Here is an 8,054-nt window from a genome sequence, read left to right as displayed (position 1 = left end):
CTTGGAATAACTCACGGTGCCGGCAAAGCCTTCGGCCTTGGCCAGATCCAGCTCGGCCCAGGCCGCATTCAGTTGCGTGGCACAGCTGTCGCGGTAGGCGGTTTTCCCCGCACAACCGGCCAGTACCAGGGCGATCATCGGTAGCAAGATCCAGGCTTTCATGTTGCGCACTCCTTGATAGCGGGAAACAACCAGAGGTTGATGATTCGATATGACGGCTGCAGGACTGAAAAGTGCCTGCATAGATCAACAATAGACAAACTAAGAATGGGCGCGCCGACGGAGAAACGCCACCACGTCCGCCTGTTCGCCCACGAACTCGATGCGTCCGGCCTTGCTCTCGCGCTGGAAGGCATACATGGGGTCGTAATACTCCACCAACAGCGCCTCGATCCAACCCCGGTGCAGATCCACCACACCCTGGCTCTGCTGCTCGAGCAGGGCTTGATCCATGATCGCCGCCAGACGCTGGTAGCGCTCCCCGCCCAGACGCTTGAGGATGTTCGCCAGACTCTGCTGCAGACGCCCGGCGAAGGCCTTGAAGCCCTCCTCCACGCCATACAGGGCGACGAATTCGTCACACAGGTCGATCACATAATCCTTGAGGATGCGCTCGACCCGGCCCGCCAGACTGTCTTCCAGCCAGACCATGGGGAACTCCTGCATGCCCTGGTAGAGCTCCAGCGGCAGGGCGCTTTTGCCGATGATGCGGCCCTCATCCTCGAGCACGAACTGCTCGATGCCCGCCGAGCGTTTTTTCAGGATGTCGATGGCCAGGGCATTTTCGAAATCGATCTGCGCCGGCTGGAGCGTGGCGCGCTTGCCGAAACTGGAGCCGCGGTGATTGGCATGGCCTTCCAGATCCAGGCTGTTGTCGAGTTGCGCGATCACCTCGGTCTTGCCGGTGCCGGTCATGCCGCCGACCAGGATGAAGTCGCACTGCGCCGTCGCCTGCTGGGTGGTTTCCAGGAGGAAGGTGCGCATCGCCTTGTAGCCGCCGATCACCCGTGGGTAGTCGATGCCCGCCTCGTTTTTCAGCCATTGCTGGACGATCTGCGAACGCAGACCGCCGCGAAAACAATACAGGTAGCCCCCGGGATTGGCCCTGGCGAAGGCCGCCCAGGCCTCGATGCGCTCGGCCTTGAGTGCGCCGCTGACCAATTGATGGCCCAGTTCGATGGCTGCTTGCTGGCCGTGCTGCTTGTAACAGGTGCCCACCCTCTGCCGCTCGCTGTCGTCCATCAGCGGCAGGTTGATCACCCCGGGAAACGCGCCCTTGGCGAACTCCACCGGGGCGCGGGCATCCATCATCGGCACGTCGTCGAGAAACAGCTGGCGGTAATCGCTGGTGTTATCGCGCATCACAGCACCTCGACGGCATAGCTCTGTCGTTCGAGCAACTGGCCGATCGGCTCGAGTGCCAGGCCCAGCTCGGCGGCGACCGCGAGAAACTCCGCCTCGCCCTCGGCTGTCACCGCGATCAACAGGCCGCCACTGGTTTGCGGATCGCACAGCAGGAGTTTATGCAGCTCCGGCAAGGGTGCGATCTTGTCGCCGTAACTGTCGAAGTTGCGCTGGGTGCCGCCAGGCACACAGCCCTGCTCCAGGTAATACTCGGCACTGGCCAGACGCGGCACCCTGGCGAACTCGACCCGCGCGGTCAGGCCACTGCCATCGGCCATCTCGACCAGGTGGCCGAGCAGACCGAAACCGGTGACGTCGGTCATCGCGGTGACCCCGGCGAGCTTGCCGAAACGGCTGCCCGGCTTGTTCAGGGTGCACATCCAGTCGCGCGCCAGACCAATATCCTCGCTGCGCAGCTTGGCCTGTTTCTCCGCAGTGGTGAGGATGCCGATGCCCAGGGGCTTGCTCAGGTACAGCCGGCAACCCGCCGTGGCGGTGTCGTTGCGCTTCATGTGACGCTTTTCCACCAGGCCGGTGACGGCCAGGCCGAAGATCGGTTCGGGCGCATCGATCGAATGCCCGCCAGCCAGTGGGATACCCGCCTGGTCGCAGACCGAGCGGGCGCCGCGAATCACCTCGCGGGCCACTTCCGGGGCCAGCAGGTTGACCGGCCAGCCGAGGATGGCGATGGCCATCAGCGGGTCGGCGCCCATGGCGTAGATGTCGCTGATCGCATTGGTCGCGGCGATCCGGCCAAAATCGAAGGGATCGTCGACAATCGGCATGAAGAAGTCGGTGGTCGACACCACCCCGCGCTCGGCGTCGATGGCGTAGACCGCCGCATCGTCGCGCGAGGCGTTGCCGACCCACAGCTTCGGGTCGAGGTTCTGCGCGCCACTGCCAGCCAGGATCACTTCCAGCACCTTGGGGGAAATCTTGCAGCCGCAGCCGGCGCCATGGCTGTACTGGGTCAAACGGATCGGCTCGCTCATGCAATCTCACTCTTATCGTCGACAGGCGGCGGCATTCTAGCAAATGTCATCTTGGCGCCAGTGATCGGCACGCGGTATGTTGATAAAACAATGCGTTACGGGGGATGGAAAGATGACTAAGCGAGTAGCGCTGGTCCTGGGTTCCGGCGGCGCGCGGGGTTATGCGCACATCGGCGTGATCGAAGAGCTGGAAGCGCGCGGCTACGAGATCGCCTGCATCGCCGGCTGCTCCATGGGCGCGGTGATCGGCGGCATCTACGCCGCCGGCAAGCTCAAGGAGTACCGCGACTGGACCCAGAGCCTGGATTACCTGGACGTGCTGCGCCTGCTCGACGTGAGCTTCCGCCTGGGCGCCATCCGCGGCGAGAAGGTGTTCGGCAAGATCCGCGAGATCGTTGGCGAGGTCAATATCGAGGACCTGTCGATTCCCTTCACCGCGGTCGCCACCGACCTGACCAACCAGCAGGAAATCTGGTTCCAGGAGGGTTGTTTGCACCAGGCCATGCGCGCCTCGGCGGCGATTCCCAGCCTGTTCACCCCGGTGGTCCAGGGCAAGCGCATGCTGGTCGATGGCGGCCTGATCAATCCGCTACCGATAGTGCCGGTGGTGTCCAGCCATTGCGACCTGATCATCGCGGTCAACCTCAACTCGACCCACCAGCAGCATTACCAGTTACCGGTGATCGAGCGGCCACCGGCATTGAAAGGCCGTTTCGACCAGGTGATGAACTCGCTCGGCTCGCGGCTGCCCTCATTCCGCCGCAAGCAGGGCGAGGACGACGAACTGTTGCTGCAGGAGGAACCCGAGCAGCAGTCGTCGAATCCCTGGCTGCAACAAGCCGCCACGCCCAAACCCGCGCAGCCCGCCGGACAAAGCGCCGGCGCCACCAAGTCCGCCAGTGGTTCGCGGGTCGCCGACCTGAGCGGCCCGGCCTCCCTGCTGGAGCTGATCAACCAGAGTTTCGAGGTCATGCAGACCTCACTGGCACAGTACAAGATCGCCGGCTACCCGCCGGACATCCTGATCAACGTACCCAGGCGCGCCTGCCGCTTCTTCGAGTTCTACAAGGCTCCGGAACTGATCATGCTCGGTCGACAGATTGCCCGCGACACACTGGCGACCTACGAGCGAGAGCACTAACAGGCCGTTGAAAAACTACCTGCGTTGGCAATACTGCGTTAAAAACAGGCTCGGAATGCTCATTTACAGCTCGTAAACTCCGCTTCTTCGCCTGTTTTTGCCTTGTCTTGCCTGCCTCGCCTACGTTTTTCAACGGCCTGCTAACAGCTAATCGCTGCGCAGCGCCGCCACGGGATGCATCCGGGCAGCACGGCGCGCCGGCGCGAGGCCGGCGAGAATGCCGATCAGCCCGGCCAGCAGCAGGGCCAGCAGCAGGAACAGCGGCTGCAGGCTGAGCGGCAAGCCGGGCAGTCCCAGGTGCAAGCCCCCCAGCAGCAGCCCCAGCAGCAGCAGGCCGAGCCCGCCGCCGAGCAACGACAGCAGCAACGCCTCAGCGAGAAACAAGCCGAGTACCTGCCGCGGCGAGGCGCCAATTGCGCGCAGCAAACCGATCTCCGCGGTGCGCTCGGCAACGCTGGTGGTCATGATCGTGAGGATACCCACGGCGCCCACCAGCAGCGAAATACCGCCGAGGGCGCCGACGGCGACCGTCAGACTCGCAAGGATCCGGTCGAGACTGCGCAGCATGTCGTCCTGGGTGGTGAGGCTGAAGTCCTCTGTGCCATGGCGCTCGATCAACAGTCGACGAATGCTCTCGCTGAGCAGCACCGAGTGGGTACCGGTGCCGAACACCACGTTGATCTTGGCCAGCCCATTGCGATTGAACAGGCTTTGCGCCCAGTCGACCGGGATATAGGCGATGTCGTCGACGTCGAAACCGAGCAACTGGCCCTTCCTTTCCATCACCCCGATCACCCGGAAGCGCGTGCCGCCGACGCGCACCAGCTCACCCAGCGGGTTGGCTTCGCCGAATAGTTCCAGGCGCAAGCGGTGGCCGAGCACCACATAGGGGGGGGAACGGCCGTCGCGCGCGGCGGGGAGGAATTGCCCGAGCGCCAGTTTGAAGCGCCAGGCCTGTGCCATCTGATAACCGCAACCGAGCACACCGGTATTGCGGCTACGGGCAGCGAACTGGATATCGCCATTGCCCTGAATGATCGGCACCACCGCCTCGACATGCGGCAGGCGGCGCAAGGCGTCGGCATCGGCGACGGTCAGCGGCCGCACGCTGCTCAGCAGTCCGCCGAGACCGCTGGTGCGGATCATCCCCGGACGGATCGAGACATTGCGCGAGCCGAACTGCGCGAAGTTGTCCTGCACATAGCCGCGCAGGCCTTCGCCGATGGAGGTGAGCAACGCCACGGCGGCAATGCCGATGGCCACCCCCAGCAGCGTCAGCAGGCTGCGCAATGGCCGGCTGAGCAGCGCCGAACAGGCCAGGGCAAGGCCATCTCGCAGTTGCATCAGCTGAGCCCTCCCGCCGGACGCAGCGCCATCACCGGGGCCATCGCCGCTGCCCGACTGGCCGGCAGCCAGGCGAACAGCAGCGCGCAGCACAGCGCCAACGACAAACTGCCGAGGCGCGCCCACCAGGGCGCATAAAGCGGCACATGCAGCGCTGCGCGAGCGAGCCAGAGCAGCGCCTCGGCGCACAGCACCCCGCCCAGGGCGCCGGCCAGGGCAAGCAGCAGCGCCTCGCCGAGAAACAGCAGTCGCACCTGGCCCGCCGTGGCGCCGATGGTCTTCAGCAGGCCGATCTCGGCAGTTCGCTGGCTGACCGAAATCCAGGTGACGTTCATGATCAGAATGCCCGCCACCAGCAGACCGATGGCGGCGATCCCGGCCACAGCCAGGTTGAGCACACCGAGGATGTCACCGAAAGCGGCGAGCATGCTGTCCTGGCTGATCAGGGTGACATCTTCCTTGCCCTCATGGCGCGCCTGCAGCGTGGAAAGGATCTGCTGCCTGCTGATCGCCATGAACGCCGGCCCTTGCACCTCGACGAACACACGCAGCAGCCCCTCGCGATTGAACAACGCCTGGGCGCTGGCCACCGGAATGATCAGCATATCGGCGACGTCCATGCCGAAGGATTCGCCCCGCTCGGCCAGGATGCCGACCACCCGAAAGCGCCGGTCGCCTGCGCGCAGCCATTGGCCGAGGGCCGGGCGCGCACCGAACAGCTCACGGCGCAGTCGGGCACCGATCACGCAGACCGCTTCGGCCTGCCCCGGGTCGAGTTCCGGTAACGCCTGACCATGGGCGAGCTCAAGCTGGCGGATGGCGAAAAAATCGCGGGTGCTGCCGAGCACCAGAGCCTCGCGACTGCGGTTGTCGACACTCACCTGCACCTGCCCGGCCTGCAGCGGCGCGACCCGCCAGACATGGGGCAAGCGGCCGACAGCACGGGCATCCTGCAACGTCAGGTCGCGCGGCGCCATGCCGGTGATCGGCGGCATACCGCCGGTGGTTTCGTTGCGCCCGGGCAGGATGATCAGCGTGTTGCGCCCGAGCAGGGAAAATTCGCTGAGCAGGAAGCTGCGCGCACCCTCGCCGAGCCCGGTAAGGAGGACCACCGCAAGCACACCGATGGCGACCGCCAGCAGCAGCATCGCACTGCGCGAACCGTGCCCGCGCAAAGCGCCGAGCCACAGCGCCAGAGTGTCGACGAGGCGCATCAGGCCGGCTCCAGCAACGCCTCATCGACGATGCGCCCATCACGCAGCCTGAGCTGACGCCGAGCCCGCGCCGCATGCTCGGCATCGTGGGTCACCAGGACCAGGGTCAGGCCGTCGTCATTGAGTTCCTCCAGCAATGCAATCACCTCGCCCCCGGCACGGCTGTCGAGATTGCCGGTGGGCTCGTCGGCCAGCAGCAACGCCGGCTGCATGACCATCGCCCGGGCGATGGCGACCCGCTGGCGCTGCCCGCCCGACAGTTCGCCAGGCCGATGGCTCAACCGGTCGCCAAGCCCCAGGCGCTCCACCAGTTCACCGCTGCGCCGGCGCCGCAGGTTCGGCTCGATACCGGCGAGCAGCATCGGCAGTTCGATATTCTCCAGCGCGGTCAGGCGCGGAATCAGGTGGTAGGACTGAAACACGAAACCGATCGTGCGGCTGCGCAACTCGGCGCGACGGGCCTCGCTGAGCGCGGCCGTCGCCACGCCGTCGAGCCAGTATTCGCCGGCGTCTGGCGCATCGAGCAGGCCGAGGATGTTGAGCAACGTCGACTTGCCCGAACCGGACGGCCCCATCACGGCCAGGTAGTCGCCCGCATGAATGTCCAGTTGCAGCGCATCCAACCCCACAACCCTCTGCTCGCCGGCCTGAAAGTGGCGCGTCAGCCCGCGCAGACGGATCACCGCAGCGACTCCGCAGTGCTGCTCGAGACCACCGGGACCCCGTCCCTGAGGCCGTCCTGGCTGAGACTGGCGAGAATCCGCTCGCCCTCGTTCAGGCCGCCCAACACCTCGGTCCAGCGCCAGTTGGCCAGGCCGGTATCCAGCGCCACCTCGTTGAGCAACCCGGTTGCGGGGTCGTAACGCAGCACGCGGCGCCCCTCCAGCAATGTTTCGGTCGGGATGCGCAGGCTGCCGGCACTCTGTTCCAGGAGAATTTCCACATCGGCGCTGTAGCCGGTGAGCAGGGCCACATCGACCGGCAACTGGACGAAACGCACCTCGACATTGACCGTGCGCGCCTGTTTTTCCAGCTCGCTGATGAACGGCGCGATACGGCTCACCTGACCGGCGAAATGGCGCCCACGGAAGGCATCCAGACTGATGCGCACCGGCATGCCGATACGCACGCGACCGGCATCCACCTCGTCGATCGGTGCCTCGACATAGAGACAGCTGTCATCGATCAGATCCACCGCTGGCGGCGTGGGAATCCCCGGTGGCGAAGGGGTGACGAACTCGCCCAGCTCACCATTGATCTGCGCGACCACCCCGGAGAAGGGTGCGCGCAGGGTGGCTTGATCGAGCAGCGAACGCTGCAGTGCCAGATCGGCTTCGGCCTCACGGATCAGCGTGGCGCTGGAGGTACACACCAGGTGCGCCAGCTGCGCCTTGGTTTCGGCCTGATCCAGGCGGTCCGCTGAAGCCAACTGACGCTCCGCCAGATGACGCAGGCGCTGATAATCGCGTTGTCCCAGACTGGCACTGCGGCAGTGCCGCTCACGGTCATTGCGCTTGGCCTCGAGGCGCGCTTCGGCGGCCTGTACGCGCGCCAGTCGGTCATCCTGACGCAGCCGCATCAAGACCGCGCCCGCCTGCACTTGCTGGCCTTCGTCGACCAGCAACTCACTGACCTGACCGCCCAGATTGAATGACAGGCGCGAGCGTCGGCAGGACTTCAACGTGCCGGCCCGGGTATTGGCCACCAGCGTTTCCACCGGCCCGCGCTCGACGGCATAGAGTTGCACCGGCGTAGGCTGGGGCAGATTCCACCACCAAGTAAACGTCAATAAACCGACCACAACAACAACGACAATCAGTAAGGTGCGCATATGTGCCTCTATTTTGACACCAGCGACTTGAGCCTAGGTCAGCGAGAGGCACTCGACAATGCGAGGAAATGCTATTGGTCGCATGATAAATATTCTTGATTACAACGGGGAATAAGCAGCGCACATCC

General features: G+C 64.9%; 7 protein-coding genes and 1 pseudogene. 1 reads left to right on the top strand and 7 read right to left on the bottom strand.

What is annotated here, in order from left to right; all coding sequences use genetic code 11:
• The 3 genes and pseudogenes from BM315_RS24985 to selD form a co-directional block, all read right to left on the bottom strand.
• Positions 1–162, bottom strand: a pseudogene (locus tag BM315_RS24985) (hypothetical protein); the annotation flags it as partial.
• Positions 163–261: 99 nt separating this feature from the next.
• Positions 262–1,362 carry a tRNA 2-selenouridine(34) synthase MnmH gene (gene mnmH, locus BM315_RS08420; RefSeq protein WP_090499768.1) on the bottom strand — a complete coding sequence of 367 codons (1,101 nt, stop codon included), beginning with the start codon at positions 1,360–1,362 and terminating at the stop codon, positions 262–264.
• Positions 1,362–2,396 (bottom strand): selenide, water dikinase SelD, encoded by a 1,035-nt coding sequence (gene selD / locus BM315_RS08415; protein WP_090499767.1) that lies wholly within the window; start codon positions 2,394–2,396, stop codon positions 1,362–1,364. Before selD ends, mnmH begins: the two co-directional genes overlap by 1 nt.
• A gap of 112 nt (positions 2,397–2,508) precedes the next feature.
• Here selD and BM315_RS08410 point away from each other — a divergent pair, with 112 nt between their 5' ends.
• Positions 2,509–3,537 carry a patatin-like phospholipase family protein gene (locus BM315_RS08410; protein WP_090499765.1) on the top strand — a complete coding sequence of 343 codons (1,029 nt, stop codon included), beginning with the start codon at positions 2,509–2,511 and terminating at the stop codon, positions 3,535–3,537.
• 147 nt (positions 3,538–3,684) lie between these two features.
• Here the strand turns inward: BM315_RS08410 and BM315_RS08400 are convergent, their stop codons facing one another.
• Genes BM315_RS08400 through BM315_RS08385 form a run of 4 tightly spaced genes read right to left on the bottom strand, consistent with a single transcriptional unit; the run spans position 3,685 to position 7,926 of the window.
• The gene (locus BM315_RS08400) at positions 3,685–4,881 is read right to left on the bottom strand and encodes an ABC transporter permease (RefSeq protein WP_090499761.1); all 1,197 of its coding nucleotides are present in this window, start codon (positions 4,879–4,881) and stop codon (positions 3,685–3,687) included.
• Positions 4,881–6,095, bottom strand: a complete 1,215-nt coding sequence (locus tag BM315_RS08395) for an ABC transporter permease (RefSeq protein ID WP_090499759.1) — start codon at positions 6,093–6,095, stop codon at positions 4,881–4,883. Before BM315_RS08395 ends, BM315_RS08400 begins: the two co-directional genes overlap by 1 nt.
• Positions 6,095–6,778 carry an ABC transporter ATP-binding protein gene (locus tag BM315_RS08390; RefSeq protein WP_090499758.1) on the bottom strand — a complete coding sequence of 228 codons (684 nt, stop codon included), beginning with the start codon at positions 6,776–6,778 and terminating at the stop codon, positions 6,095–6,097. Before BM315_RS08390 ends, BM315_RS08395 begins: the two co-directional genes overlap by 1 nt.
• Positions 6,775–7,926 (bottom strand): efflux RND transporter periplasmic adaptor subunit, encoded by a 1,152-nt coding sequence (locus BM315_RS08385; protein WP_090499756.1) that lies wholly within the window; start codon positions 7,924–7,926, stop codon positions 6,775–6,777. Before BM315_RS08385 ends, BM315_RS08390 begins: the two co-directional genes overlap by 4 nt.
• Positions 7,927–8,054 lie beyond the last annotated feature (128 nt).

The organism is Pseudomonas borbori, from assembly GCF_900115555.1.
Taxonomy (GTDB): Bacteria; Pseudomonadota; Gammaproteobacteria; order Pseudomonadales; family Pseudomonadaceae; genus Aquipseudomonas; species Aquipseudomonas borbori.
This window is presented reverse-complemented; position numbering and strand designations above follow the sequence as displayed.